We start from the raw sequence: 25,572 nt of genomic DNA, 5'->3' as shown, positions 1-25,572 counted from the left end.
AGAGATCAGATCGGCGCTGAAAGCGGCTTCCTCTCTAGACAGCCGACCGCTCCGAGTAGCTGATCGATGCTATCAGCAAAGCAGTTTGTTGTTGATGGCCTGCGGTCCGGCTAGACCTGTAGCATGCACGAGATTCCCGACAACTTATTCGCGACCCAACAGATGCTGACCGAATTGATAGGGTCGAAGGCAGAGAGTCTCGGGTCGGTTTTTCACCCGTATGATTTGCGGGTCAGCGTTGCCGCTGCAGGCGGTCTGCTTACGGTTCCAAAACTTCAGGCGAACACGGTCAGACTTGAGGCAATTGCGCACCTGATTATCGCCAGCGCTTCTGGAAAGAAGAAGGCGAGCAAGCAGGATGCCGCCCGCTGGTTTAAGCAGGTGGGGCAAGCCTTCGCGCACATGGAGGATCCGGCTGAGGATGTGTTCGTTGGCAGCGTGCATGTCGAGGGACGTAATTACCGCGTGCTTGAGGGATTGGCAGAAGCAAACTGCCATCACTTGCAGCATATGCTCACGGCCGTCGAGAACATGCCCGACCGTGGCGTCTATGCCGCGCTTAAACAGTCTTGCCGCGCGATGCTTACGCTGTCCGACCTCGTCTGTGCTCGCTCAGGGTTGGAGGCCTTTTGCCGCGGTGGCGAATATGGTCTCGATGCGTTGCCGGTTAGTGACCTTCCGACGCTCAAGACGCTGGCTGCGCGTGTGACCTTTTCGCATGACGACCTGGTGCGTACTGGCATAAATCGCCGGTCGCTTGGTCGGTTTTGCTTACCACCGTCACAGCGCAATGTAGGTTTTGGAGGATATGGCGATAGCTGGCTGGAGAGGCAGCCGTTGATCGATTTTCAGGATGAGATCGTTGTTGCGCTGCCATCGGCCATAGGAACGGCCATACGGCGAGCAGTGATTGAGGCCTGTCACGGCGCCGGGGCAGGCTTCGCCTTGTGGACTGGCCTGCTTATTGCCCAAACCGAAGAACTTGCTTTGAACCCCGCTATTTCGCGTATCGGCATCCCTCCCACGGAGATGAAACGGGATTCCAATGTGGTTCCCTCCAAGCCGGTCGAGTTTCAGCCAGGCTTGTGGTTCCATCTCGTCCTTCTGACCGATGACTTCACCGGATTCAATGAGACAGGCTTCAGTAGGCCCAGCTCATCTAGCGACAAGATGAGGGCTGAACTACAGCAGGCCATAGATGCCGCTGCTGCAGACACCAAAGCCCAGCCCGGATTCAAACTCGGAATTTCGCTCATCGTCCTTTGCGGCTTCGGCAGGGCGCAAATGGTCGAATTTACCCGTCCCGCACATTGGCTGGCCGAAGGCATAAGCAGCTATGATCTCGATGTGTTGGGCTGGCGCCACGACTTCAATATCGCCGAACTGCTCAAGTTCCTTCTTGCCGAAGGCGCCGCGGGGCATATGGGTTTTCCATTGATGGCGATCAACGGGCTTCTGGCTCGTATCGGCTTTGCCTACGAGAACAATGGCCATGTGGTGCCCCATGAAGCCATGCCGGATGGCGCTGATGGTGYCACCCTCATGGTGCCCACCAACGCACATCTGCGGCTCAGGGCCGAGCACCATGCCCGCTTCGACAAGCACGCGGTAGGCGATCCGGCAGGCAAGGTGCTCGTTGTCCGCCGTAAGGATGGGGGCAAGCGTTCGCCGCAGAATACGCAGCGGGTTTATGTCTCGCATCTCGATGCTCGATCACTCCGCTATCGTGGAGTGTGGAGGTCGGGTAGCCGAACATGGTGGCTTGAAACCGTACCCTTGGAAGAACGCTCCGACCTCTACCCCGTCTTTGAAATGCAGATGGTCTGGATGGAGCGCCTTGCCCCTATATTGGTGGAGCACGTGCCGAGCCTCCCGGATTTTCTGACCTGGAAAATCGTCACGCCTGCATGGCCCGCTATCCGACCGGAAGAGCTCAATCCACCGCCCGTGGAAGAACTGAAGACAGCCATCAGGGCATCCTGCGATCAGGGCGCACGCGTTGTTGCCACGGAAATAGGGTTGCCGTTCTTCCACGGGCTTTCCCATCCCGACAACATCTCTGAAGTCACCTTGGTAGAGGTCTTCCTTGAACAGGTTGTTACGCTCGTAGAAGGCAAGGCGGTCGATGTTGACGCGCTTATGCGCAAGATCGTTCCCTCGGCCGAGGCTCGGCAGCTCCACGCGTTCGCGCCGCAGGATTTCCGCGATCATGTTCGCGACTCGGTTCCGAACGACGTCGTTGAGATAAGTCGGTTTGATGATGCCTCCCAGCGGCTKGGATTAGGGTGGCATGGGCTTCCCCGGCCCGGTGGTACGGTTCACGGACGTGATGAATGCACTAAGGTGCTCAATGCGATCACTACTGCCGCGGAGAAGATGTTCTGCGGGCATCTCAGGCAGTTTGAGAGACACGCCCTGATCCGCCGCGTGGTGGAAAATCACGAGGCATCGATTATCGGCAAGTCACGGTGGGAGCGAACCTCAAGTGCTGTTCTTGACCTTTCGGCCAACCCTCAGGAAGCCCACGAAGAAGTCTCCAAGAGCATTCAAAAGGCCAACGCCACCGGTTTAGCGAGCCGGATTATTCTAGAGGCGGCATTGTGCGAATGCCCGGTAGGTGCCGGCTTTGAGGTTGCAGATTTCGACCTATCCAATCTGATGGCCCTGGCGATGATGATCCATCATCTCGGCGGTTACTCCGATGCCATCCGTTACGAAGGCATGCGCCCCGAAATACGCATCTCGCCGGCCGGTGAGGTGCAGATTGATGTGTCGTTCTTCGAGGCCATCGTGACACCTGTGGGAGAGTCCTTTGTTACCGGGCAGATCGACAGAAGCCGCCGCGACTATTCGGAATTACTGCATAATCCCGAACCACTCACCGAAGAACAGGCGACCAGTCGAACTGACGCCCGCTTCGCCACCGCGTGGGAAGCGGAAATGGGCATTTCGCTCGGGAACTTTCGCACGGCGCTTGAAGCGCTGGAAAATCGACTGTTCAAGACCGGGAAGGCATCGGAGGTATTGCCCAGACCGGCATTGCTTCAATACCTCTCCAAGTCCGTCGATTGCGCCGAGCAGTTTATTGCCTCGCTCGAATTTCTGCCGCGAGACGGCTGGAAGAACGTCCCGCCGCCCTACACCGATCAGGATCGGCAGCCGTGGCGGTTCAGGCGGCGTTTGTCTGTCGCACAGCGTCCCATTCTTCGGCTCGAACCGTCCCCTAGTTCAGATGTCGTGATTGCGCCCGGCATGATCCGGGACGCTTTTCGTATTCAGCTTCATAATTTTTACTACGGCCAGTATGATCTCAGTTCGATTGCATCAAAAGAGATGCGAAGCTGGAGAGAGTACATCGTTGCGAAGGAAGCAGCGGAGTTTGAAGAACGTGTCGTTACGCGCTTAAAGCAACTCGGATGGCAGGCAAAACGAAGCGCAAAGTTCCCTCATATTCTTGGCCGCAAGCTATCCGAAGATCCCGGCGATATTGATGTACTTGCGTGGCATTCTGACGGACGTGTCATGCTCCTCGAATGCAAGGACCTCCAATTCGCCAAGACTTCCAGTGAAATTGCCAAGCAACTCTACAAATTTCGGGGCAAAACGGACGAAAAGGGACGCCCGGACCTTCTTCGTAAGCATCTTAAACGGATGGAGCTCGCACGAGAGAACGCGACCGCGTTTCAATCCCATCTTCAACTGCTTGAGGCGAAGATCGATGGCGCTCTGGTCTTCGCGCACACCGTCCCGATGAGCTTTGCAGCCGAGCGGATAGGCCACGACGTCAAACTGTTCACCCTTGCGCAGCTGGAATCGGCTCTTGAAAGCCCCGCACAGACGTAATGCCGCGCGACAGCTTGCGCGCTGCAAGGCCATGCGGCGGGCATCAGGTAGCTCTATTGCAAGCCTCTCTCCCGTCTGGCAGGAGCCCCCTAACCTGCCAGTCCGATCTCGGCCCCATATCGGCAGGCCCACCTGCGATGGTGAGTTTGCCGAAAGCGGACATGTGCCGCGTCAGCGAAGGGCCAACTCCGGCACCCAGACACCGTTCCTCAAGAGTCTCAAATCGAACTTCCCATTGCCCTCCCCCTAACTCAGCCCCGCTCGCCCCGGATCGAACGCCCCCACCGCCGCCTTGATCTCCAGCATCCTCGCCATCGCCGGCGGCTTCTTCAGCCTGCCGCTCGCATCGTCGCCTACGGTTCCGCAGACCGGCAGGATGCTGATCTCGTCGTCCATGGCGACCGCGGTGAGGCCGAAGCTGTAGTCGGGGAAGCGGGCCTTGAGATGAGCGAGCAGGCGAGGCTTGGCCGCGCCGAACTCCGCCTCGCGGCCGAGCGGCGGGAAGATGACGAACTGCGTGGCTTGCTCGAGCCCGTCGGTCCAATGGCGGTTCATGCGCTCCACCTGAAGGTCGGCACGAGGGTGATGGTCTTGCCGAGCCCGCCGCGCTCGCGGCAGACCGAGCAGGAGAGCCGATTGTCGGGGCGCATCAGGGTGCGCGTCCCCTGCCCGATCCCCTCCTGGCTCGCGCCCGGCCACATCCGCTTCGCGCGCCCGCCATCCTCGCATCGGATGTCCAGCAACGCCCTCGCCGCCGCTCTGATCTCCAGCAGCCGCGCCAGTGCCGGCGGCGTCTTCAGCCCTCCGCTGGCATCCCCGCCCGCGGGACTGACGCTGTTCTGGATGCACTCACGGATGGCGTTTCGCGCCTCGCCGGACAGGCCGATCGTCTCGGGCACGAAGCCCCCGAAGAACGGCGCGAACGCGACGGGGGTCTGATCGATCGGCGGGATGCTGCAGCATAGCTGCGGCATATGCCGGGGCACATGCTGCAGCATGTGCTGGGGCATTGCCGCGGCAGATGCTGCAGGCATGCCAATCACAATCACAATCACATACAACAGTATCTAACGATCCTGTTGTAGGGCGCGCCAGGGCGCCGCCGGCCATGTTCCGCTTCTGGACGGCCTGCAGTCGGTTCGCTGGAATAGTCATGCGCTCCTCCTGAAGATCGGCACGAGGGTGATGTTCTTGCCGAGCCCGCCGCGCTCGCGGCAGACCGAGCAGGAGAGCCGGCTGTGCAGGCCCATCAGGGTGCGCGTCCCCTGCCCGATCACCTCCTGGATTGCGCCCGGCCACATCCGCTTCGTGCGCCCGCAATCCTCGCATTGGATGTCCAGCGACGCGACGTAAGACAGTTCGGGCCGCTCACCACTTCCCGAATAGGCCAGGCTCATCACACATCCCTTTCGTTCCTGTTTCGTTCTCATTTAAGCCAGAGGGCGGAGGACAAGTCGAGTCGGTTTCGACGGCTCGCCCCCCGCCGATTTCGATAACCTTCATTATTGACATGGCGATAATTTAAGTTATCGTTTCGACATCGAACGGAGAGGCGCGCCGCCCATCGGGCAGGCAGCGCCCTCCCCGGAGGAGAGCGGGATGATGGGGATGAGCGAGATCAATTTGGTCACCACGGACGGCGAAGGGGCGCGCATCGGGCGGCTGGCGGCTGATCTCTCGCCGCGCTGCGCCAGCCTCGTCGCCGCACCGGTCGGGGCCTGAGATGGCCCGCAGCTTCCCGGTGAGTATCGAGACGCTGGAGCTCGGCCATGACGACCGGTCGGAGGGGTTTTACGAGCTGGTCATCGGCACCGACGCGGACGCCACCTTCTTCGATCTCCAGGCGATGACCAGCGACGGCAAGACTGTCCGAGCCGAGGACTGGCGCTGGGGCATGGCGCAGGAATGGATCGCGATCCAGGCGCTACGAAAATTCAGCCAGCTGCATGAGGCGATGATCGAGGCGACGAGCCCCGATGCCCGCGCCGCAGCTTACGCCGATTTCACCCGCGCCCGGCGCCTTGAGGCCGCGGAGTGAGCGCCATGGCGATGACGAGCCTTCCAGCCCTTCCCCCAGAGGATTCGCAGATGACGCCGATCGCCATCAGGAGCGCTTTACGCACCATTGCGGGGGAAGCCGGGCCTGCGGCCTGGGCCGATCTCTCGGTCAGCACCGAGCACCCGGATGAATCGGCCGTGCGCGGCGTGCTCTACCCCGAGGGGATCGCTGCCGGCCACTGCATCCATGGCCGTGGGCCAAGTTTTGCCGAGGCGCTGGAGGATCTCCGCAGCAACTGGGCGCAGGCCCGTTCGCTCGCGGACACAAACAGCATCCGCAGGATGGCGCTCGCGATCATCGAGATCACCGGCGACCAGGGCGAATGCGCTGATGCGGCGCTGCGCGGCGCCGGCTTCGACCAGCAGCAGATCGCGCGCCTTGGCGCCCTCGCCTGCTCGGAGGCGACGCGGCTCGCCGCCGGCGGGCCGTTCCGGATCATCACCATGACGGGTGCGAATGCGCAGGCCGCCGGCCTGCCCGTGCCGTTCCGCGCCGACATCCCCCACGCTCTGCCGCTTGGAGGCTGACCGATGGCACCGACCATCCTGGAATATCTGATCGCCGCGCTGGTCGCCCTGATCCTCCTGGGGGCGCTGCTGATGCTGTTCATCCGCGTGCTGTTCTGGAAGCCGATCCCCGACGAGGACTGGTCGCAGCACAGCGACGAGCGGCGGTTCGACCAGCGCTATCGCGACGCGGGTGAATGAGCGCCGCGCGATAGCGCAATCCTCCCGGCTATCCCCGCGCCCTGCCGCAGCCTCAGAGCCGGCAGAGCTTGCTACCCAACGGCGCGTCGAGGCGTATGATGGGGAGCCGCCGGTGTCCGGCATATCATTCGACGAGTGGCCTTCCTCTGTTCAAGTCCGAGACCTGGCGGGCGCGGCGCCGACGGGGCTCTGTGGAGTGACCGATGAAGCCAAGCTGGCGTCTCGCTTTCAGCCCCGTCCTCCTGGCCGGCCTTGTTCTGTTGGTCAGCCTCGTTCTTCCCGGCAATTCCGCCCATGCGCAAACGGGGCGCAAGCCCGCCCGGATCGGCTGGATTTCCCTGTTTCCGCTGGCTCAGGTCGAGAGCTATCTTGGCGCCTTCCGAAGCGGCCTCGCGGCCGAAGGCTATATCGAGGGCCGGAATATCGAAGTCCTCGCGCACTCGGCCGACGGGAATCCGGAACGGCTGTCGGCCGTCGTCGACGAGCTCATCGGCCTCAGGCCCGATGTGATCATCGCTCAAGGCACGGCCATTTTCGGCCTGCGGGGGCTGACCGAGATCCCCGTCGTCTATGGCTTCAGCGGCGACCCCGTCGCGGCTGAACTCACCGACAGCCTGGCCCGCCCGAGCCGGAACCTGACCGGTGTCAGCTTCATGGCGATCGAGTTGAACGAGAAGCGGCTCGATCTGCTGCGGATGGCTGCGCCACAGGCCAGGAGTGTCGTCCTGATGGGCGACCCCGTCCATCCCGGCGCCGCGCTCGAAATCGCCGCGTCCCAGGCCATGGCACGCCAGCTCGGGATGGAGCTTCGGTGGGTTCCGACGCGCAATGTCCAGGAGGTCGGCGACCTGCTTGCAAGCCTCGCCGGGCATCCGCCGGACGCGCTCGTGGTGCTGCCTGACAGCGTCATGCTGCAGAGCCAGAAGCAGATTGCCGCGTTCGCCTCGGCGCACCGGATCCCGGCCCTATCCGGCTGGAGCACGTTTGCCCGCAGTGGCGGGCTCCTGACCTTCGGTCCTCGCCTCGAGGAGAGCTTCAAGAGGCTGGCCTATTATGCCGCTCGCATCCTCAAGGGAGCCAAGCCCTCCGAGCTGCCGGTTGAACGATCCTCCGAGTTCGAACTCGTGCTCAACCTCAGGACGGCAAGGCAGATCGGTCTGATCATACCCGATGCCTTGATCGCCCTGGCCGACGAAATCATCGACTGATCTCGCAGCGAGGCTGCCACGCAGGTGAGGCCGACCCGAAGCGGGCACGTGCCGATGCGCGTGGCAAGACTGCAACGGCTCCCGGCCGTATCAAGGGCCGCGTCGTATATCCCCTGAAGCCGCTTTGAAAATCGACAGTTGCACCGGACTATGCTGAGCTTGTCGCTGTCGGGTCGCGGGGGCTTGAGTCGCCATGAGAAGTCAGGCCTTGCTCGCGCTGGCGCTGGGGGCGGCCCTGTCGGGCTGCGCCAATTCCGTGCTGATCGATATTCCCGACGGCATCAATGCCCCGACCGGGCCGATCAAGTACTCGGTCGAGAAGCTCGGCCTCTACAGCCATCTCCTGAAGATCCATACCAAGCGCGAATTCGACGAGCCGCGCGCCTCGGTGGTGCTGCGCATGGATTCCTTCGCGAACCGCTATGCGTCGACGATCTGTCCATACGGTTTCGACTTCAACGACAATTCCGATCCGCCGGGCGGCCTGACCGACCGCCTGCTGCAGACCCAGAAAACCTATACCTTCACCTGCTTCTGAGGCGGAGCGGAGGGCGGCTGCCCCCCTGCCCCGCGGACAGGGCCCGCTGCTCAGAGCGTTCTCGTGCTCTTCACCCCAAAATAGCAGATGCCTTCGCCGGGCTTGGCCGTCGTGCTCGGGAAGATGATGTAGCCGTCCTCCGGCGCCGTCACGGCCTCGCCATTGGCGCGGCGCGCGATCACCTGGCCCTTGGCGAGCGCGTCGCCGGTCTTCCAGTCGCCCTCGACCTTGTCGCCCTCGGCTTCGCAGATGATCACCTGCGTGATGTGGATGACGGTTCGGCCCGCGGTGGTCGGTGCCGGGGCATCGATCAGGCCGAGATGGGCGAGCGCGTTCAGGATCGCGGCATAGCCGATCTCGATCGAAGCCGGGTCGTCATGCGAGCCGCATTCGAGCGTCACGCCATAGCCGCCGGCAAAGCGCATATATTCGGTCGTGCCATAGCCCTCGGTGACCGAGAGGCGCGGCAGGTTCAATTCCTCGCGCGCCGCGATCAGCCTGGCGTAATTGTCGAGCCAGCCATGGATCACCACCGGCACGCCGAGGCAGGCGGCAAAGGCGCCTTCGGCCTGCGCCTGGCGGAACGGCTCGAGCTCTCCCCGGTTATCCTCTGGTCCGAAGAAGACGAAGGGCTCGCCCTCGCCCCGGAAGGAATGGACGTCGAGCAGGACCTCATGCTGGCGCAGCAGCGCGCAGATGTGGTTGCCGATCCGGTCCTCGTAATTCGCCGGCAGCGGCTTCTCGCGCATGTCGCGGTTGAGGTTGCGGTCGCCTTCGCGGGTCTTCAGGCGGTAGGCCTTGGGATTGGCGATCGGCAGGAAGGTGACCTCGCCACGGCGAATGACCAGCTTGCCGGAGCGGCACTCCTCGATGACGCGGCGGATGGCGTTGGGGCCGCAGGTCTCGTTGCCATGGACGGCGCCGAGCACGATCAGCTTTGGGCCGGCGTTGAGGCCGGTGAAACGGATGCTCTCGAGCGGCCCGTCATCGAGGCCCGCAGTCGCCTGAGGCGCGGAATGGTTCGGCATGGGTTTCGCCATGGTTCTTATGTCCTTCGGATGATCAACGATGCCGTCGCGGTTGTTTGCATCGGCTTTGTCCCGAAAACCGCAATCCACTTTTCGGGCCGATGCTTTAGGGCCGCTCAGACGAGTTCTGCGGCCCTGATGCAGCGGACCTCATGCCCGCCTCCGATCGGGGCCAGCGGCGGCGTCGGCTGGGCGCGGCAGCCCTCGCGCATCTCCGGGCAGCGCGGGTGGAAGCGGCAGCCGGAGGGCGGCTCCAGCGGGTTCGGTACCTCGCCCGACATTTTTACCGCCAGCCCGTGGTTGAACGGGTCGGGGATCGCGGCGATCAGCGCGCGGGTATAGGGGTGGCGCGGCTCAGTGAAGATCGTGTGCCAGTCGCCGGTCTCGACGATCCGGCCGAGATACATCACCGCGACGCGGTCGCTCATATGCTCGACGACCCCGAGATCATGGCTGATCATGATGTAGGAGAGCGAGAGCGTGTCCTTGAGCTCGAGCAGCAGGTTGATGATCTGCGCCCGGATCGAGACGTCGAGCGCCGAAACCGGTTCGTCCAGCACCACGATCTTCGGCTTCAGGATCAGCGCACGCGCGATGCCGATGCGCTGGCGCTGGCCGCCGGAGAATTCATGCGGATAGCGCTCGGCCTGCTCCGCCCGCAGGCCGACATGGCGCATGATCTCGGCGATGCGGTCGTCGACCTCGCTCTTCGTCGTCACGCCGTGCATGCGCAGCGGCGTTTCCAGCGTCCGCCGCACCGACTGGCGCGGGTTCAGCGAGGAATACGGGTCCTGGAACACCATCTGCGCGATGCGGGCGCGGGCCTTGCGGTCGACGCCGGGCGCGGCGATATCCTGCCCGTCGAGAATGACGCGGCCACGCGTCGGCGCCTGCAGGCCGAGGATCGAGAGCGCCAGCGTCGATTTTCCGCAGCCGGATTCCCCGACGAGCCCGAGGCACTCGCCCTTGCGCAGCACGAGATCGACACCGTCGACGGCATGGACCGTGCGGCGCTTGCCGCCGAACAGCCCGCCGCCGAGATCGAACTTCACCTCGAGGTCCTCGACCTTGAGGATGGTCTGGTCGCCCGTGTCACTCATGATGATGGCACCTCACCAGGCCGTCATGCGGCAGCGGCGTCTCTCCGGGATCCTGCGCCACGCAGATCTCGGTCCTGGCATAGCAGCGCGGATTGAAGCGGCACCCGTCCGGGAAAGCCGTCACCGCCGGCACGACGCCGGTGATCTCCTTGAGCTTGTGGCGGCCATGGCGGGCGCGCGCGCCCAGCAGCGGCAAGGAGGCGACGAGGCCCTTGGTATAGGGGTGGCTCGGCGTGCGAAAAACCTCCTGCGCCGGGCGCTGCTCGACCAGGCGGCCGGCATACATCACGCCGACGCGGGCGCACATATTGGCGATCAGGCCGAGATCATGGCTGATCATCAGCACCGCCGTGCCCTGCGCCGCCGAGAGATCGCGGATCAGGTCGAGGATCTCGGCCTGGACGGTGACGTCGAGCGCCGTCGTCGGCTCGTCGGCCAGGAGCAGGTCCGGCCGGCAAGCGAGCGCGATCGCGATCATCACGCGCTGGCGCATGCCGCCCGAGAGCTGGTGCGGGAAATCCTTGACGCGCCGGTCCGGCGCCGGGACGCGGACATTGGCGAGCGCCTCGACAGCCTTGCGCTCGGCCTCGTGCCAGGTCGCGCCCTTGTGCAGCACGAACATCTCGGCGATCTGGCGCCCGACCGGCGAGAGCGGGTTCAGCGCCGTCATCGGTTCCTGGAAGATCATCGAGATGGCGTTGCCGCGCAGCTTGCGCATTTCATTGGCCGAGAGGTTCTGGATCTCGCGGCCCTTGAAGCGGATCTTGCCGCCGCCGATGGCCAGCGGATGCCTGAGCAGGCCGATCAGCGAGAGCGCGGTGATGCTCTTGCCGCAGCCGGATTCGCCGACGAGGCCGAGCGTCTCGCCGCGGCCGATGGTGAAGGAGACATCCTTCACCGCCGGAAAGCGCCTGGTGCCGACGATCAGGTCGAGCCGCAGGTTCTCGACTTCGAGAAGCGCCTCGCCACTCATGCCCGTCCCATTCATGCGCGTCGCGCCCGTGACTGCGGATCGAGGATGTCGCGCAAGCCGTCACCGAGCAGGTTCAGCCCGAGCACGGTGACGAAGATCGCCAAGCCCGGGAAGACCGAGATCCAGGGCGCGGTGGTGATCTGGTCGCGGGCATCCGACAGCATGCTGCCCCAGCTCGGGAAGGGCGGACGGATGCCGAGCCCGAGGAAGGAGAGCGACGCTTCCGCCAGGACCGCGCCGCCCATGCCAAGCGTGCCGATGACGATGATCGGCCCCAGGATATTCGGCAGGATCTGCGTCACCATGATGCGGATATCGCTGTAGCCCAGCACCTTGGCCGCCTGGACATAGCCCTGGTTCTTGAGCGAGAGCGTCGAGGCGCGCGAGAGCCGGCAGGTATAGGACCAGTTGGTCAGGCCGAGCGCGATCAGGAGGCTGGTCAGGCCCGGGGTCAGGATCGCCATGATCGCCAGCGCGAAGATCAGCGAGGGGATCGCCAGCATCATGTTGGTCAGGCCGCTGACGAGATCGTCCCACCAGCCGCCCCAGTAGCCGGCCGACAGGCCAAGCGCGACGCCGATCACCGTGTTGATCAACTGCGAGACGATGCCGACCGTCAGCGAGATGCGCGCGCCGTGCAGCACGCGGCTGTAGATGTCGCGCCCCTGCGCATCGGTGCCGAACCAGAATTCGCTGCCGGGCGGGATCTCGGCATTCATCAGGTTGGCGTCCATGACCGGGTCGGTATGGGCGAGGAACGGGGCGAAGGTACCGGCGACGACGACGGCCGCGAACAGCACGCCCCCCAACACGAGATTGGCTCTGAATTTCATCGGCACCCTCAGGTGTATCTGATGCGGGGGTCGATGATCGCGGCGAGAACGTCCACGAGCATGTTGACCAGCAGGAAGAAGAGCACGATCACCAGGATGCAGCCCTGCACCACGGGGATATCGCGCAGCGAGACGCTGTCGACGAGCAGCGAGCCGAGACCCGGCCAGGCGAAGAGCTTTTCGACCACGACGGCCTGGCCGATCACCGAGCCGAATTGCAGGCCGACCGTGGTGAGCACGATGACGAGCGCATTGCGCGCCAGGTGCCATTGCACGACGCGGCGCTCGCTCATGCCCTTGGAACGGGCGGTGCGGACGAAATCGGCGTTCATGATCTCAAGCACGGAGGCGCGCGTGGTGCGCGCCAGCAGGGCGAGCGGCGCGACGCCGAGCGCGATCGAGGGCAGGATCAGGTTCTTCAGCGAACCGTCGCCATAGCCGAAGCTCGGCAGCCAGCCCAAGGTCAGCGCGAAGAGATACATCAGCATCAGGCCGAGCCAGAACTTTGGCAGGGAGAGGCCGGAGACGGCGGCGACCATCGAGACCATGTCGATCCAGCTGCCAGGCCGCAATGCCGCCAGGAAGCCCAAGGGGACGCCGATCGCGATCGCAAACAGCATCGAGGCGAAGGCGAGCTGCAAGGTCGGCCAGAGACGTTCGGCAATCAGGTGCCAGACCGGCTGGCGGGTGCGGAACGAGGTGCCGAGATCGAGCGTCACCAATTGCCCGATATATTTCACGAACCGGGTCGCGACGGGCTGGTCGAGCCCGAATTGCTGGTTCATGCGGGCGACGGCTTCCGCGTCCATGACGGTGCGCCCGTCAGCCATCTGGCTGGAGGCGAAGCTGCCAGGAATGACGCTGAACAGCAGGAAGATCAGCGCCGCGACAGCGAGCAGAATCGGGATCGCCTGCAGCAGGCGCCGAAAGACATAAGACAGCATGCAGAACTCCTGGCCACGAACCCTTGGCCGCGAACTCTTGGCCGCGAACTCTTGGCCGCGAACGCCCGGCAGCGAAGGCCGCCGGGCGCCGGGGTTTTAGAGATTACTTCGCGGCCGGGGACGACGCGTCGACCCAGAGATCCTCGTAGTACTGCAGGGCGAGTTCCGTCGCGTTGGGCTGCAAGCCCTTCAGCCAGGGCTGATAGGCCATGACTGCCTTGTTGTAGTTGAAGAACCAGACCGGGGCGTCTTCATAGACGATGCCGTTGGCCTTCTTCAGCAGGTCGATGCGCTTGGCCGCATCGTCCGTCGCGGCGGCTTCGTCGATCAGCTTGTCGACGGCCGGGTTCTTGTAGGTGGTGTAGTTGCAGGCGCTCTGCGGGGTCGCGGAGTAGAAGCACTTCATCTGCGTCAGCGGATCGGGACCAGAGGTGTTCGACCAGATATAGGCCTGGAAATCACCCTTCGAGACGATGCCGCCGAGCGCCGAGCCTTCGACCGGCTTGATCTTCACCTTGACGCCGACCTTGGCCAGCATCGGGATCACGGCCTCGACGATCGGAACGCCCCAGCTCTCGTTCGGGGAAGCGGTCCATTCGAACTCGAAGCCATCGGGATAGCCGGCCTCGGTCAGGAGCTTCTTCGCCTTCTCCGGATTGAAGTCGTAGGGCTTCATGTCCTTGTCATAGGCCGGCGAGGAGAGCGGCAGCCAGCCGGTGGCGCGATAGGCCTTGTCGCGGACGAGGCGCTTGATGATCAGGTCGCTGTCGATCGCGTGATTGATCGCCTGGCGCACCCGCTTGTCGGAGAAGGGCTTGAAGTTCGGGTTCATGCCCATGTTGCGGGTGAAGACTTCCGCGACTTCGAGAATGCCCTTCTTCAGGTTCGGATCGGCCTGGTAGGCGACATATTGCGTCGGTCCCAGGATCGAGACGTCGATCTCCTTGTTGCGGAAGGCGATGTCGCGGGCAGCCGCCTCACCCATCGGCGAGATCACGACCTTGTCGGCATAGGGCTTGCCGGCCTGGTAGAACTTCTCCCAGCGCTCCAGCACCATGCGCGAGCCCGGAACATGCTCGACGAACTTGAACGGACCCAGACCGATCGGCTTGTTGAAGAAATCGGGTTCCTGCGCTTCCTTGGCCGGGAAGATCGAGGTGATCGCGGTGCGGAACAGGAAGCCGGGATCGGCCTTCTCGATCAGCGTGATCTCGAGGGTGAAATCATCGATCTTCTTCAGGCCGGAGATTTCCTTGGCCTCGCCCTTCTGGAATTCCTGGGCGCCCTTGACGCGCCGGACAAAGGCCGCGCCGGGATAGTTCTTCGTGGGATCCATCAGCCGGGTGTAGGTCCAGATGATGTCGTCAGCCGTCATCTTGCGGCCGTTATGGAAAAGCGCGTCGTCGCGCAGCTTGAAGGTGTGGACCGTGCCATCGGCGGAGGCGGTCACGCTCTTGGCGAGCTCCAGCACCGGCTTGTTGTTGGTCGAGTCCCACTTGTAGAGCGCGCGGTGCAGCGCGTTACCATAGATCTCGTCCTGGATCTGGTTCGAGACATGGCTGTCATTGCTGACGAAGGATGCGGCATAGGGCGCCGTGAAGCGGATCGTGCCGCCGCGGCGCGGTTCCTGCGCCTGGGCCGAGAACGCCATCGTCAGCGTCAGGGCAGTGGTCAAAGCCAGTCGTTTCAACACGTCAAATCCTCCCAAATTTCCCGTTGATCTTTTTGGTGGCGCCCCCCTTTTCAAGGGCGGCGCCGGTCAGTCCCGTACGGAACCTTACTTGGTTTTTCCGGTCTGTCTCCGTCGTCTAGCCGGCTGTCCCCGAGCAATTATCCGGTCAGGCATTCTGCGCGGCGCGGTCGAACACGACCTTGCCGTTCAGGATGGTGAGATCGCAGCGCGTGTCCTTCAGGATCTCTTCGGGCGCTGCGGTCAAAAGGTTGCGTGAGAACACGGCAACGTCGGCGAGATAGCCCGGCACGAGCCGGCCCTTCAYGGCCTCCTGCTTCTGCGAGAAGGCGCCGAATTCGGTATAGGCCTGCAGCGCCTCGTCGATCGAGACGCACTGGGCCTCATCCATCACCGTGCCGCGCCAGGTCTTGCGGGTCAGCATGGTGTAGAAGTTCGGGAACGGATTGGGGTCGCAGACCGGTGCGTCGCTGCCCGTCGCCGGCTTCAGGCCGAGATCGAACCAGGTCCGCAAGGGGTAGCTCGACAGCGCCCGCTCCCGCCCGAGCACCTTCACATAGGCATCGCCGAAATCGTAGATGAAGACCTGCTGCGGGCAGGGATAGATGCCGGCCGCGACCATGCGTTCATGCTGCTCGGGCGTCGAGAAGCCGCAATGCTCGATGCGGTGGCGGCGGTCCGGATCGGGATGGGCGGCGAGCGCCTTCTCATAGGCCGTGATCAGCTGCTCGATCGCGGCATCGCCAATGGCGTGGCAGGCGAGCTGATAGCCCTTCACATGGGCGTCCATGACCTGGCGCTCGACATCCGCGTTCGAGCACATCTGCACGCCGGTGGTCTTGTCCTCGCCGAGATAGGGCGCGTTCATCCAGGCGGTGCGCCCGCCGGCCGAGCCGTCGAGGAAGAGCTTGACCGCGCCGACCATCAGCATGTCGTCGCCGGTGCCGGAGATCAGCCCGGCCTCGTAGCATTGCGGCACGACCGAGCGGCCTTCGTCGCCGAGCAGGGTCAGCCAGGTCCGCACCGGCAGGCGGCCGTCGCGCTTGGCGCGGTGATAGGCCGAGATCTCGCCGAAGGCGCCGCGCTGGCCGACCGCCGCATCCATGCAGCTGGTGATGCCGAGCGAGAGCAGGTAATTGCCGCCGCGTTCGATGCCGGTGACGAGGTCTTCCTCGGTCGGGCGCGGGATCGCGGCCCAGACCGGCGCGCGGGCGTTTTCCGCCAGCATGCCGGTGAGCCGACCGTTCTGCTGTTCGATCAGGCCGCCGGGCGGGGTCGGCGAGGCCTCGTCGATGCCCGCGAGCTCCAGCGCCATCGAATTGCAGATCGAGACATGGCCGCAGGTCCGGATCAGCATGACCGGATTGTTCGGCGCGGCGCGGTCGAGTTCCTCGCGATAGGGATGCCGGCCGGTATCGAGCTTGGTCTGGTCGTAGCCGCGCGACAGGATCCAGTCGCCGGGCTTGGTGCCGGCGGCACGCTTTGCGATGGCATCGAGCAGGGAGGCGAGATCGGGCGCGACCGCCGGGCGGGCGTCGACCCAGTCCATGGTCATGCCGAGCGAGACGAGGTGCAGGTGGGAATCGTTCAGGCCGGGCGTGGCGAGCCGGCCCTCGAGATCGATCACCTTGGTCCCGGGGCCGATCAGGGCGGCGATCTCGGCATCGCTGCCGGTGGCGAGCACCCTGCCCTGCCAGATCGCCAGGGCCTCGACGACCCCGTCCTCGCGGCCGCACCAGATCGGGCCGTTCCTGAGGACGAGATCGGCCTGCGGCCGGGCGCGGTGAGCCGGGGTTTGAGCGGAGAGCGTCATGGAAACTCCGAATTCATGTCAGGGCTTTAGTCCGAACGTCACGCCGGAGGCCAAAGCCCCCGGCTCGATCATCGGACCGGATTTCCTATTCGGTTCGATGATCTAACCTTCTGTGTTCGCATCGGTTTTCCCGAAAACCGCAATCCACTTTTCGGGCCGATGCTTTAGGCGCTAGATGTCGTCGAGCGGGAAGATCGGCCGGCGAACGCTCTTGTAGGGGCGCTCCTTGAAATTGCGCGTCGCCAGCGCGCCGGTATCGACCTCGACCACTTCGCGGGCGATCGGCTCGAAGGCGGCCCGGAAATGCTGCATCGACTTGACGATCACCGTCGATTTCCGCGTCGGGTCGACGCCGAGCGAGGTGAACTGCGCGAGGTCGGTCGCCTGGCCGTTATGGGTGATGATGACGAGCTCGACGCCGCCGATGCGCAGCATGACGCTGAGCCCGTAGCTGCGCCAGGCACCGCCGCCCATCGGGCCATAAGCGATGAAATGGCCGTCGGTGATCGAGACGACCCGGCCGGTGACCTCGAGCGGGCCGCCGCCCATGTTCGGATCGACCTTGCCGCCGAGCATCAGCGTCACGGTGTTGCCGACGCCGGCAGCCTGCGCCTGCAGCGCAGCCTCGCCGTCGCAGATCGCGTGGAAAGCGACATTCTCCAGGCCGGTGGCCAGGACCGCGCGCAGCAGGTTCGTGGCGTCGCCATAGGCGCCGGCGCCGGGATTGTCGGAATAATCGGAGATCACCAGCGGCTTGCCGGCCTTACCCTCGCCGTTCTGGCCCTCACCATTCTTCGCCTTCACCATGGCCTCGGCCACGGGCGTGAAATGGATCGAGGAGAAATGCCGCTGCTCCCAGGCATAATCCATCAGCTCTTCGGCGATGGCCTGGGCCTTGTTGCGGTCATTGGCGGTGACGACGACGGAGGGGCCGATATCGTGGACGTCGGCCGAGGAGAAGCCGGCCTGGACGCTGACGACCAGCGCCTCGCCCTTCGCCTCGAGCTCGTCGCCGCGGCGCAGCAGCTCCTTGAACGGGGGCGAGGTCGTGCGCCCGCCATCGAGAGCGTAGAGGATGGGCCGGCGGGCAACGGCGGCGGTCGGCGTGATCTCGCCATCCATCGCCTTCTGCAGCAGCTCGGCCGCCTGCCAGGTCCGCTCATACTGGTCGATATGCGGATAGGTCCGGTAGGAGATCAGCGCATTGGCGCTGTCGGCCATCAGCTGGGTGAGCGTCGCGTGCAGATCGAGCACCGCGACGACCGGAACGGAGGGGCCGACCTTGGCGCGGATGCGGGAGAGCAGCTCGCCCTCACCGTCATCGGAGCTTTCCGTCGCCATGGCGCCGTGGAGATGCAGCAGCACACCGTCGACGCCGGCGCAGGCCGCGACGATCTTGCCTGCGCATAGCTCGAAGGCCGCATCGGTGACGCGGCCTGAAGGGTTGGCATGGGCGACGATGGGGTGGGTCAGGCTCCAGCCGAACTTCTCGGCCGCCTCGAAGGCTGCGCCGAGCGATGTCCGCGTGCCGCTGAAAGCCGGGGGAATCTCGTTGTCGAGATAGAGGCCGGCGTTGCGAAAGACCTCTTCTCCGGTGAGCTGAACACTGAATGTGTTCGTCTCATGCATGAACTCTGCGACCAGARCGCGTCGTGCCATAATCCTCGTGTCCCTCCCGGACCCTTTTCGACTCTTTTTAACGGTCGTTCGGGTCTATGCCAGATGTGTATACAGCATGCGCTCCCTGCGTGGAGCGCCTGCCGTTCGTCGCAAGCGCGGCCTTAGGCCGCGCTGCGTCTGGACGAAATCGCCCAGACGCAGAAAACGTGATCGAACCTCATAGTCATGCGAAAAACCGTTGCCGCTTTTTCGCAGAATGCTCTAGGCCGCGCGGCTGCGCTCGATTTCGCCCTTGCCCGGGGTGCCGTCCTCGGCCCGCGCATAGGCCTTGCCGAAGCGGTTGGCGAGGAAGGAATCGAGCGTGATCTCTTCCTGGCGGACAAATCCCTGCTGCGGCAGCTTGCCCTGCGCCAGCATGTCCAGCACCGCGCAGATGCCCGAAGCGGTGGTGATCTGGATGGCGCTGCGCGTCACGCCGCCGACGGTCGCGCTGTAGACCTTGTTGGCATAGGTCTGCTGCAGCAGGCGGCCATCTTTCATGCCGCTGACGGTGACGAAGATCACCACGACGTCCTGCAGGGTGCTCGGCAGGGCGTTCTCAAAAATGTCCTTCAGCACGTCGCGGCGATCGGCCAGGCGCAGGTCCTGGAGCAGCGCCTTCATGATCGCGCAATGGCCGGGATAGCGAATCGTGCGGTAGTTCAGCGTCCGGACCTTGCCGGCCAGCGTCTCGCAGAGCGTGCCGAGGCCGCCAGAGGTGTTGAACGCCTCATAGGTGACGCCGTCGAGCGAGAATTCCTCGCGCTCTTCCATCGCCGGGACGAGGGTCAACTCGCCGTTGACGACCGCTTCGCAGGGTTCGCAATACTCGTTGATGACCCCGTCCGTGCTCCAGGTCAGGTTGTAGTTGAGCGCGTTGGAGGGGTATTGCGGCAGGGCGCCGACGCGCAGCCTGAGGCTGTCGAGCGTGTCGAAATCACGCGCCAGATCGGCGGCGACGATCGAGATGAAGCCCGGCGCCAGGCCGCATTGCGGAATGAGGGCTGCCTTCGCCGTCTTGGCGAGTTCCTTGACGCGCCTCGTGCTGGCGACATCCTCGGTCAGGTCGAGATAATGGACGCCAAGCGGGGCCGCGACTTCGGCGATCCGCGTCGTCAGATCGAAGGGGGCTGCGCTCAGCACGGCGAAACGGCCTTCGAGCAGGGCGGTCAGCGCCTCCTTGTCGGCGATATCGACCTTGCGGGTCGAAACCGTGGCGCTGGTGCGGATGCCGGCGAGCTGCGCCTCGGAGCGGTCGGCGACCGTGACGCGGTAATCCCCGCTGCTGCCGAGCATGTCGGCGATGGTCTGGCCGATCTTACCCGCGCCAATAACGACGATTTCCTTCATTGTGGCGCTCCGTGCGTTCGTTGATGTCCTATGCTGGCTGACGATTTCGTCGAATAGAAGCGGCCATCACGACGATTCATATGGGATTTTACGGCGATCTGCCGTAAGTACTCAGCATCATGCCGATCGACCGCACAGACAGACAGCTCCTTATCCTGCTGACCGAGAACGCCCGGGCGCCGGTGGCCGAGCTCGGCCGCCAGCTCGGCCTCTCACGCACGACGGTGCAAAGCCGGATCGAACGGCTGGAGCGGCGCGGCGTCATCACCGGCTACACGGCGCGGCTCTCCGACGAGCATGAGCGCGGGCAGGTCAAGGCCCATGTCCTGATCACCGCACTGACCAAGCTCGCTCCCAGGGTCGAGGCGGAACTGCGCCGCATTCCGGAGGTCCGGACCCTTCATTCGGTCAGCGGTCATTTCGACATGATCGCGATCGTGATCGCGCCGTCGATCGGCGAACTCGACGAGCTGATCGACCGGATCGGCGCGCTCGACGGTGTCGAGCGGACGATGTCGYCGATCATTCTCTCGACCCGCGTCGAGCGCTGAGCCCTCGCCTGCTCCCGGCAATCGCGCGCTCGTATCCCGCCACAATCAGGCGTACACTCACGACCAGGGGAAAACTGCGGTGGGAGAAGAAGATGGCAGGTGACGACCGTCGGCCACGCGTCTGGCATGACGTACACAGCGTGCAGGAGGCCCCGCGCGAAAGGCAGAAGGCCAGCGGGCGAATCGCAGCTGAAGAGGCTGCGGCACGCAAGAAGATCGAGGCCTTGCGGGCGCAGCGGCTGGCGAAGGAAGCAACTGAGCCGCCGCCCGAGCCCAAGCCGGCTGCACGCAGCAAGCCGAAGGCGACAGCGCCCTAGGACTGACTCGAACGGCAGCAGGGCCGTCATCCGGACGCCCGGGAGTTACGAGATTCGGCCCCGGATCCATCGAACGCCGCAGGGCGTTGCGACGGATCCGGGGTCTTTGTTTGTGCCGGAACGGCGCCCCCAATGCAGAGCGCCGATTCGCCGAGGCGTTCAGGCCTGGTCGAGCCAGGCGGTGAGCAGGCCGATATCGGCCTGCGACAGGCCATGGCCCGCCGGTAGGATGCGGTGCTCGACCGTCGCGCCATTGCCCGACAGAGTCGCGGCAAGCCGTGCGGCGTCGGCGGCCGGAATGATCGGGTCCTGCGCTCCCGACAGCATCAGCACGCGTTTGCCGGCGAGATCGGCCTTTGGTGGCTCCCGGAAGGGCGACATCGCCCGCAGCAGCGCCGCCCCGGCCAGCACCTCTGGGCGCAGCAACAGCAGGCTCGCCGCGATATTCGCCCCGTTCGAGAAGCCGACGGCAATCGGCGCGGCAAGATCATAGCGTCGGCGCGCATCCTCGATGAAATCCGCCAGCTCATGGGTGCGGCGGCTCAGATCGGCCTCGTCGAAGACGCCTTCGGCGAGCCTGCGGAAGAAACGGGGCATCGTGCCTTCCAGCACCTGGCCGCGCGGCGAGAGCAAGGCGGCGCCGGGCGCGACCATGCGGCCGAGCGGCAGCAGGTCATGCTCGTTGCCGCCGGTGCCATGGAGCAGCAGCAGGGGCTTGCGGGCGGTATCGCTGCCCGGCTCGAACGCATGGATGAAGGGTGTGGTCGCGACGGCGTCCAGCATGGGTCACTCCTCGATAATGCAGGGGACGGCCCTGCCCCGTCAGCGCGGCGAGGCAGGGCGTCTTGTTTGGTCAGGTGTCGTCAGGCGAGTTCCGGCAGCACGGCCTCGATACGGCTGCGCTGCGCCTCGTATTGYGGCGGCAGCTTCAGCGCCTGGCCGAGGCTCTCGCTCGCCTCGTCGATGCCGAAGCCCGGCGCGTCGGTGGCGATCTCGAACAGGACCCGGCCGGGCTCGCGGAAATAGACAGAGCGGAAATAGTTCCGGTCCCGCTGCTCCGTGGCGCGGATGCCATGGTTCTCCTTTAGGCGGCGCACCATCGCTTCCTGCTCGGCATCACCCGCCGCCCGGAAGGCGATATGGTGCACCGAGCCGGCCCCCTGGCGTGCCGGCAGGAAGCCGCCGGCGGTGCGCAGATCGACAATCCCGCCGCATGCCGCGCCCTCAGTCCGGAAGCGGGTCACGCTGCCTTCCCTCGCGATCTCGGCAAAGCCGAAGATGTCACTGAGGATCGCACCGGTCGGCGCCGCATCCTCGAGCAGCAGGCTGACGGAGTGGAAGCCGCGGATCGCATGCTCGGCCGGAATCGCGCCGCCCGTCCAGGCCGGCTCGGCGGCAATGCCGGGCAGGCCGATCAGGGCAAGCCGCATCCCGTCCGGATCCCGGAAGGGCAGCACGGTGTCGCCGAAGCGCTTCTGCGGCGCCTCATGGGCGACGCCAAGCTCGACGAAGCGATGCGTCCAGTAGCCGATTGCCCCCTCCGGCACGCGGAAGGCGGTTTCCTGGGTCTCGCCGACGCCGAGCCGGCCCGGAGCGGCGTGCTCCCAGGGGAAGAAGGTCAGGATCGTGCCGGGCGAGCCGCCCTCGTCGCCGTAATAGAGATGATAGCTGCTCGGATCGTCGAAATTGACGGTCTTCTTGACCAGGCGCAGCCCCAGCACGCGACCGTAGAAATCAAGATTGCGGCGCGCGGGGCCGGAAATGGCGGTGACGTGGTGGATGCCGTTGATCTGCATGGCCTGTCCTCCGAAAGGGCTTGAGGCGGGGCGCCTCGTTCCGGCCAAAGATCGGAGTGCGGCAGGCAAAGCACCAGCCCGGTATCATTGCACGGAAGCAATGAAAGTCTTGGCATCTAACAATTTGCATTGCGCCGGAGAGAGGGCATTTTCAGTGCCGAGACCAACCCGGTCCCCTGCTTCTGGAGATGCAATCATGATCGACAATCGCCTCGCCCCTTACGGCGCCCTCGGCCTGCGTGTCGCGCTCGGCCTGATGTTCATCGCCCATGCCTATCTCAAGCTCGCCGTGTTCACTCCCGCAGGCTTCGCCGGCTTTCTGGGCCAGGTCGGCTTGCCCGGCTTCCTCGCCTGGCCGATCATCCTGGCCGAGTTCATTGGCGGCGTCGCCATCCTGACCGGCTTCTACGGCCGTCTCGTCTCGCTGGCACTGCTGCCGGTCCTGCTGGGTGCCCTGATGGTGCATGCTCCGAATGGCTGGCTCTTCACCGCGGCCAATGGCGGCTGGGAATATCCCGCCTTCCTGGCGCTGACGGCGCTGGCCCACGGCCTGATCGGCGACGGCGCCCTGGCCCTGCGCCCTGTGCGCTTCAGCCCCCGCGCTGCGGTCGCCACCGCCTGAGCGCAGTCGACTATCGGTGAGCGCGGCCCAAGGGCCCGCGCCACGTCTTCCCGATCGCCGCCGCATGGCTTACAGCATCCGACCGGGCATCCGGCCGGATGCTGTAGCGCATTGTTCTTGCATCGGCTTCTTCCGAAAACCGGTATCCAATTCCCGGGCCGATGCTCTGGCGCCATGACGGCGGCGGACGCATGAAAGGACGAAAAGCGGATGAGCGGCACGAGCAAGACCCTCGCCTGGGACGATTTCCGGCTGATCAAGGCGATCGCCGAAGCCCGCGCCCTGCCGGCCGCCGCCAGCCTGATCGGCCTGAACCATTCCACGGTGTTTCGCCGCCTCGGCCAGATCGAGGACGGGCTCGGCCTGAAACTGTTCGAGCGGCACCGCAGCGGCTATGTGCCGACGCCCGCCGGCGAGGAAATGGTGCAGCTCGCCGGGCGGCTGGACGAGGACATTACCGCCTTCACCCGCAAGCTCGCCGGGCAGGAAATCCAGCCCGCCGGCGAATTGCGCGTCACCACCAACGACACCCTGCTGGTCGACCTGCTGACCCCGGTCTTCGCGGCCTTCCTGCAGCAATGTCCCGAGATCCGCCTCGACATCCTGCTCAGCAACCAGGCGCTCAACCTTTCCAAGCGCGACGCCGATGTCGCGATYAGGGCGACCGATAATCCGCCCGAGACCCTGGTCGGCCGGCGCGGCGCCCGCATCGCCTGGGCGCTCTACGGGCTGGCGAGCCGCTTCCCGCCCGATGCCGATACCAGCATGGAGACGCTCCGGGACCAGAACTGGATTTCGCTCGGCGACCAGTTCGCCTGGCTGAAGGCCGTCCGCTTCCTGCAGGATTACGTGCCGCCGGAGCGCATCGTCTACAAGGTCAACACGGTGCTCGGCCTGGCCGAGGCCGTCGAGGCGGGCATCGGCATYGGCTTCCTGCCCTGCTTCATTGCAGACACCAAGCCGGCCCTCGTCCGCCTGGCGGCGCCCGATCCCGAATTCGCGGCCGATCTCTGGCTCTTGACCCATCCCGATCTCAGGCACTCGCCGCGCGTGCGGCTGTTCCTCGATTTCATGGCGGCCGAGATCGGCCGGATGAAGCCGCTGATCGAAGGCGAGCGGGCCGTCGCGGCGCGCGGCGGCTGAGCCGCGTTCAGGAGCACAGTCGGGTTCCCTTACGGCGCAGCCGGCGCTAGGCTCTCGTCATGGAGATGCTTATCCCCCTCGCGATCGGGCTCAGCCTGATCTGGCTGATCGGCCGCGGCGCGCCCTGGAACGCCAAGCTGATCACATTGGCGATCACGCTCGCCGTGGTCCTGCTGATCGTGCTGCTCGAAAGAAGCGGCAACTGGCCTGACGCCTTCCGCAGATGACACCGGTCAGACGGTGACGCTGGCCAGAACGTGACGCTGGTCAGGAGACCAGCTTAAGCCCGACGATCCCCGCCACGATGAGCGAGATGCAGGCAAGCCGCAGGGCGCCTGCCGGCTCGCCGAGCAGCACGATGCCGAGCGCCGCCGTCCCGATCGTGCCGATGCCCGTCCAGACCGCATAGGCTGTGCCTACCGGCAGCGTCTTCAGCGCCAGACCGAGCAGGCCGAGGCTGACGACCATGCTGGCGAGCGTCAGCAGGGTCGGGACGAGGCGGGTGAAGCCTTGCGTGTATTTGAGGCCGATCGCCCAGCCGACCTCGAACAGGCCTGCGACGAAGAGATAGAGCCAGGCCATGGCAGCGCGCTCCGCATGAGAAGGGGCCAGTCGAAACAAGGCGAGGTCGTCCACGCCCCGGGACGCGGCAGGAGACGCCGCCCTTAGCCCAAACTAGGCCGCGCCTCTGCCGGTTGGGAAGGAGCGCGCCACCGCTGACCTCTGCATGGCTCTCATGGCCAGCTCCTTCGCGGGAGCCCGACCGACATACCCCTACGTTAGTCTTGTGCATAAGGCTCGTGCCGCCCCCAGGAGTTCCGCCTGCGGCATGGCGCCCCGTTCGGGCGCTGACTACGGGCATTGCACCGGCATTGCCGGTGGGGGCAACAAGGGGCCAAGCAAAGATGAATCTGGGGAAATGGGTGGGCTTGATTGCGGTCGCCGCGGCGTTGGGCGGCTGCGCCACCGTCACACGGGGTACGACAAGCCAGGTTACGATCGACAGCATTCCGCCGGGCGCAGACGCACGCACCTCGACCGGGCATAGCTGCCCATCGACGCCCTGCACGATCGAGGTCAGCCGCAAGTCGGAGTTCACGGTCAGCTACAGCAAGCGCGGCTTCCACGACGCCCAGATTCCGGTCGCGACCCGGGTCGCCGGGGCCGGGGCCGCCGGTTTCGCTGGAAACGTCATCGTCGGAGGCATCGTCGGAATGGGCGTCGACGCCGCGACGGGCTCGACGCTGGAGCACTATCCCAATCCCGTCGTCGCCACGCTGGTGCCGACCTCGAGGATCGAAAGCCGCACGCGCAGCTCGCGCTTCAGCCGCCGCCTGCGCGCGGCACGGGCCACGCCGGTTTCCTGATCTCTGGGAAGACAGCCAATCGCGATGCGGG

General features: G+C 64.9%; 27 protein-coding genes. 12 read left to right on the top strand and 15 right to left on the bottom strand.

Annotated features, from left to right (window positions below; translation table 11 throughout):
* Positions 1–123 precede the first annotated feature (123 nt).
* Positions 124–3,843 (top strand): hypothetical protein, encoded by a 3,720-nt coding sequence (locus AC1DRP_RS07140; protein ID WP_476768183.1) that lies wholly within the window; start codon positions 124–126, stop codon positions 3,841–3,843.
* 246 nt (positions 3,844–4,089) lie between these two features.
* Here the strand turns inward: AC1DRP_RS07140 and AC1DRP_RS07135 are convergent, their stop codons facing one another.
* From AC1DRP_RS07135 to AC1DRP_RS07125, 3 genes are all read right to left on the bottom strand, one after another.
* Positions 4,090–4,398: a hypothetical protein gene (locus tag AC1DRP_RS07135; protein WP_476768182.1), complete on the bottom strand. Its 309-nt coding sequence runs from the start codon at positions 4,396–4,398 to the stop codon at positions 4,090–4,092.
* Complete coding sequence (locus tag AC1DRP_RS07130) at positions 4,395–4,877, bottom strand: hypothetical protein (RefSeq protein ID WP_476768181.1); 483 nt, start codon at positions 4,875–4,877, stop codon at positions 4,395–4,397. Before AC1DRP_RS07130 ends, AC1DRP_RS07135 begins: the two co-directional genes overlap by 4 nt.
* Before the next feature lie 117 nt (positions 4,878–4,994).
* The gene (locus AC1DRP_RS07125; protein WP_476768180.1) at positions 4,995–5,240 is read right to left on the bottom strand and encodes a hypothetical protein; all 246 of its coding nucleotides are present in this window, start codon (positions 5,238–5,240) and stop codon (positions 4,995–4,997) included.
* 326 nt (positions 5,241–5,566) lie between these two features.
* Between AC1DRP_RS07125 and AC1DRP_RS07120 the strand changes: the two genes are divergently transcribed.
* The 5 genes from AC1DRP_RS07120 (at position 5,567) to AC1DRP_RS07100 (ending at position 8,355) form a co-directional block, all read left to right on the top strand.
* The gene (locus AC1DRP_RS07120; protein ID WP_476768179.1) at positions 5,567–5,881 is read left to right on the top strand and encodes a hypothetical protein; all 315 of its coding nucleotides are present in this window, start codon (positions 5,567–5,569) and stop codon (positions 5,879–5,881) included.
* Positions 5,882–5,931: 50 nt separating this feature from the next.
* Complete coding sequence (locus tag AC1DRP_RS07115; protein WP_476768178.1) at positions 5,932–6,429, top strand: hypothetical protein; 498 nt, start codon at positions 5,932–5,934, stop codon at positions 6,427–6,429.
* Between the two features lie 3 nt (positions 6,430–6,432).
* Positions 6,433–6,609, top strand: coding sequence for a hypothetical protein (locus AC1DRP_RS07110; RefSeq protein WP_476768177.1), 177 nt, complete (start codon positions 6,433–6,435; stop codon positions 6,607–6,609).
* 203 nt (positions 6,610–6,812) lie between these two features.
* Positions 6,813–7,817 carry an ABC transporter substrate-binding protein gene (locus tag AC1DRP_RS07105; protein ID WP_476768176.1) on the top strand — a complete coding sequence of 335 codons (1,005 nt, stop codon included), beginning with the start codon at positions 6,813–6,815 and terminating at the stop codon, positions 7,815–7,817.
* A 193-nt stretch (positions 7,818–8,010) separates the two neighbouring features.
* A complete protein-coding gene (locus AC1DRP_RS07100; RefSeq protein WP_476768175.1) occupies positions 8,011–8,355 on the top strand; it encodes a hypothetical protein in 345 nt (114 codons plus the stop codon).
* A gap of 50 nt (positions 8,356–8,405) precedes the next feature.
* Here the strand turns inward: AC1DRP_RS07100 and AC1DRP_RS07095 are convergent, their stop codons facing one another.
* The 9 genes from AC1DRP_RS07095 to AC1DRP_RS07055 all read right to left on the bottom strand — a co-directional run bounded on the left by AC1DRP_RS07095 (position 8,406) and on the right by AC1DRP_RS07055 (position 19,745).
* Complete coding sequence (locus AC1DRP_RS07095) at positions 8,406–9,395, bottom strand: succinylglutamate desuccinylase/aspartoacylase family protein (RefSeq protein WP_476768174.1); 990 nt, start codon at positions 9,393–9,395, stop codon at positions 8,406–8,408.
* A 104-nt stretch (positions 9,396–9,499) separates the two neighbouring features.
* On the bottom strand, positions 9,500–10,483 hold the full coding sequence (locus AC1DRP_RS07090) for an ABC transporter ATP-binding protein (RefSeq protein WP_476768173.1): 984 nt from the start codon (positions 10,481–10,483) through the stop codon (positions 9,500–9,502).
* Complete coding sequence (locus AC1DRP_RS07085; protein ID WP_476768192.1) at positions 10,476–11,456, bottom strand: ABC transporter ATP-binding protein; 981 nt, start codon at positions 11,454–11,456, stop codon at positions 10,476–10,478. Before AC1DRP_RS07085 ends, AC1DRP_RS07090 begins: the two co-directional genes overlap by 8 nt.
* 11 nt (positions 11,457–11,467) lie before the next feature.
* Positions 11,468–12,289: an ABC transporter permease gene (locus AC1DRP_RS07080; RefSeq protein WP_476768172.1), complete on the bottom strand. Its 822-nt coding sequence runs from the start codon at positions 12,287–12,289 to the stop codon at positions 11,468–11,470.
* 8 nt (positions 12,290–12,297) lie between these two features.
* A complete protein-coding gene (locus tag AC1DRP_RS07075) occupies positions 12,298–13,233 on the bottom strand; it encodes an ABC transporter permease (RefSeq protein ID WP_476768171.1) in 936 nt (311 codons plus the stop codon).
* 103 nt (positions 13,234–13,336) lie between these two features.
* Positions 13,337–14,923 (bottom strand): ABC transporter substrate-binding protein, encoded by a 1,587-nt coding sequence (locus AC1DRP_RS07070; RefSeq protein ID WP_441504857.1) that lies wholly within the window; start codon positions 14,921–14,923, stop codon positions 13,337–13,339.
* Positions 14,924–15,071: 148 nt separating this feature from the next.
* Entirely contained in the window at positions 15,072–16,736 is a 1,665-nt protein-coding gene (locus AC1DRP_RS07065) for an amidohydrolase (protein WP_476768170.1), read from the bottom strand.
* Between the two features lie 171 nt (positions 16,737–16,907).
* Positions 16,908–18,395, bottom strand: coding sequence for a M81 family metallopeptidase (locus tag AC1DRP_RS07060; protein ID WP_476768169.1), 1,488 nt, complete (start codon positions 18,393–18,395; stop codon positions 16,908–16,910).
* A gap of 222 nt (positions 18,396–18,617) precedes the next feature.
* Positions 18,618–19,745: a saccharopine dehydrogenase family protein gene (locus AC1DRP_RS07055; RefSeq protein ID WP_441488674.1), complete on the bottom strand. Its 1,128-nt coding sequence runs from the start codon at positions 19,743–19,745 to the stop codon at positions 18,618–18,620.
* Positions 19,746–19,864: 119 nt separating this feature from the next.
* Between AC1DRP_RS07055 and AC1DRP_RS07050 the strand changes: the two genes are divergently transcribed.
* Positions 19,865–20,296, top strand: a complete 432-nt coding sequence (locus AC1DRP_RS07050) for an Lrp/AsnC family transcriptional regulator (protein ID WP_476768168.1) — start codon at positions 19,865–19,867, stop codon at positions 20,294–20,296.
* A gap of 92 nt (positions 20,297–20,388) precedes the next feature.
* Complete coding sequence (locus AC1DRP_RS07045) at positions 20,389–20,613, top strand: hypothetical protein (protein WP_441488675.1); 225 nt, start codon at positions 20,389–20,391, stop codon at positions 20,611–20,613.
* 159 nt (positions 20,614–20,772) lie between these two features.
* On the opposite strand, the gene AC1DRP_RS07040 is transcribed toward AC1DRP_RS07045, so the two are convergent.
* Both AC1DRP_RS07040 and AC1DRP_RS07035 read right to left on the bottom strand, forming a co-directional pair.
* Complete coding sequence (locus tag AC1DRP_RS07040) at positions 20,773–21,396, bottom strand: alpha/beta hydrolase (protein ID WP_441504737.1); 624 nt, start codon at positions 21,394–21,396, stop codon at positions 20,773–20,775.
* Between the two features lie 80 nt (positions 21,397–21,476).
* Positions 21,477–22,409 (bottom strand): ring-cleaving dioxygenase, encoded by a 933-nt coding sequence (locus tag AC1DRP_RS07035; RefSeq protein ID WP_441504738.1) that lies wholly within the window; start codon positions 22,407–22,409, stop codon positions 21,477–21,479.
* 196 nt (positions 22,410–22,605) lie between these two features.
* On the opposite strand from AC1DRP_RS07035, the gene AC1DRP_RS07030 reads away from it, so the two are divergent.
* From AC1DRP_RS07030 to AC1DRP_RS07020, 3 genes are all read left to right on the top strand, one after another.
* Positions 22,606–23,031, top strand: a complete 426-nt coding sequence (locus AC1DRP_RS07030) for a DoxX family protein (RefSeq protein WP_113518213.1) — start codon at positions 22,606–22,608, stop codon at positions 23,029–23,031.
* Between the two features lie 210 nt (positions 23,032–23,241).
* Positions 23,242–24,174, top strand: a complete 933-nt coding sequence (locus AC1DRP_RS07025) for a LysR family transcriptional regulator (protein ID WP_441488678.1) — start codon at positions 23,242–23,244, stop codon at positions 24,172–24,174.
* Positions 24,175–24,233: 59 nt separating this feature from the next.
* A complete protein-coding gene (locus AC1DRP_RS07020; RefSeq protein WP_176733240.1) occupies positions 24,234–24,401 on the top strand; it encodes a hypothetical protein in 168 nt (55 codons plus the stop codon).
* 40 nt (positions 24,402–24,441) lie between these two features.
* Here AC1DRP_RS07020 and sugE read toward each other — a convergent pair whose 3' ends face one another.
* Positions 24,442–24,756: a quaternary ammonium compound efflux SMR transporter SugE gene (gene sugE / locus AC1DRP_RS07015; protein ID WP_069876975.1), complete on the bottom strand. Its 315-nt coding sequence runs from the start codon at positions 24,754–24,756 to the stop codon at positions 24,442–24,444.
* 323 nt (positions 24,757–25,079) lie between these two features.
* Between sugE and AC1DRP_RS07010 the strand changes: the two genes are divergently transcribed.
* On the top strand, positions 25,080–25,541 hold the full coding sequence (locus tag AC1DRP_RS07010; RefSeq protein WP_441504739.1) for a translation initiation factor 2: 462 nt from the start codon (positions 25,080–25,082) through the stop codon (positions 25,539–25,541).
* The last annotated feature ends 31 nt before the right edge of the window (positions 25,542–25,572 follow it).

Source organism: Allobosea sp. 01N443, assembly GCF_056399325.1.
Note: the sequence above shows the minus strand (reverse complement) of the source record. Positions and strands in the feature narration are given on the sequence as shown.

What these genes read in the sequence shown, in the direction of transcription:
- AC1DRP_RS07030 (WP_113518213.1), top strand. Translation starts at nt 22,606, where the DNA reads ATGATCGACAATCGCCTCGCCCCTTACGGCGCCCTCGGCCTGCGTGTC.
- AC1DRP_RS07125 (WP_476768180.1), bottom strand. Translation starts at nt 5,240, where the DNA reads ATGAGCCTGGCCTATTCGGGAAGTGGTGAGCGGCCCGAACTGTCTTAC.
- AC1DRP_RS07100 (WP_476768175.1), top strand. Translation starts at nt 8,011, where the DNA reads ATGAGAAGTCAGGCCTTGCTCGCGCTGGCGCTGGGGGCGGCCCTGTCG.
- AC1DRP_RS07080 (WP_476768172.1), bottom strand. Translation starts at nt 12,289, where the DNA reads ATGAAATTCAGAGCCAATCTCGTGTTGGGGGGCGTGCTGTTCGCGGCC.
- AC1DRP_RS07130 (WP_476768181.1), bottom strand. Translation starts at nt 4,877, where the DNA reads ATGCCTGCAGCATCTGCCGCGGCAATGCCCCAGCACATGCTGCAGCAT.
- AC1DRP_RS07055 (WP_441488674.1), bottom strand. Translation starts at nt 19,745, where the DNA reads ATGAAGGAAATCGTCGTTATTGGCGCGGGTAAGATCGGCCAGACCATC.
- AC1DRP_RS07105 (WP_476768176.1), top strand. Translation starts at nt 6,813, where the DNA reads ATGAAGCCAAGCTGGCGTCTCGCTTTCAGCCCCGTCCTCCTGGCCGGC.
- AC1DRP_RS07010 (WP_441504739.1), top strand. Translation starts at nt 25,080, where the DNA reads ATGAATCTGGGGAAATGGGTGGGCTTGATTGCGGTCGCCGCGGCGTTG.
- AC1DRP_RS07040 (WP_441504737.1), bottom strand. Translation starts at nt 21,396, where the DNA reads ATGCTGGACGCCGTCGCGACCACACCCTTCATCCATGCGTTCGAGCCG.
- AC1DRP_RS07075 (WP_476768171.1), bottom strand. Translation starts at nt 13,233, where the DNA reads ATGCTGTCTTATGTCTTTCGGCGCCTGCTGCAGGCGATCCCGATTCTG.
- sugE (WP_069876975.1), bottom strand. Translation starts at nt 24,756, where the DNA reads ATGGCCTGGCTCTATCTCTTCGTCGCAGGCCTGTTCGAGGTCGGCTGG.
- AC1DRP_RS07110 (WP_476768177.1), top strand. Translation starts at nt 6,433, where the DNA reads ATGGCACCGACCATCCTGGAATATCTGATCGCCGCGCTGGTCGCCCTG.
- AC1DRP_RS07115 (WP_476768178.1), top strand. Translation starts at nt 5,932, where the DNA reads ATGACGCCGATCGCCATCAGGAGCGCTTTACGCACCATTGCGGGGGAA.
- AC1DRP_RS07020 (WP_176733240.1), top strand. Translation starts at nt 24,234, where the DNA reads ATGGAGATGCTTATCCCCCTCGCGATCGGGCTCAGCCTGATCTGGCTG.
- AC1DRP_RS07095 (WP_476768174.1), bottom strand. Translation starts at nt 9,395, where the DNA reads ATGGCGAAACCCATGCCGAACCATTCCGCGCCTCAGGCGACTGCGGGC.
- AC1DRP_RS07085 (WP_476768192.1), bottom strand. Translation starts at nt 11,456, where the DNA reads ATGAGTGGCGAGGCGCTTCTCGAAGTCGAGAACCTGCGGCTCGACCTG.
- AC1DRP_RS07045 (WP_441488675.1), top strand. Translation starts at nt 20,389, where the DNA reads ATGGCAGGTGACGACCGTCGGCCACGCGTCTGGCATGACGTACACAGC.
- AC1DRP_RS07090 (WP_476768173.1), bottom strand. Translation starts at nt 10,483, where the DNA reads ATGAGTGACACGGGCGACCAGACCATCCTCAAGGTCGAGGACCTCGAG.
- AC1DRP_RS07135 (WP_476768182.1), bottom strand. Translation starts at nt 4,398, where the DNA reads ATGAACCGCCATTGGACCGACGGGCTCGAGCAAGCCACGCAGTTCGTC.
- AC1DRP_RS07120 (WP_476768179.1), top strand. Translation starts at nt 5,567, where the DNA reads ATGGCCCGCAGCTTCCCGGTGAGTATCGAGACGCTGGAGCTCGGCCAT.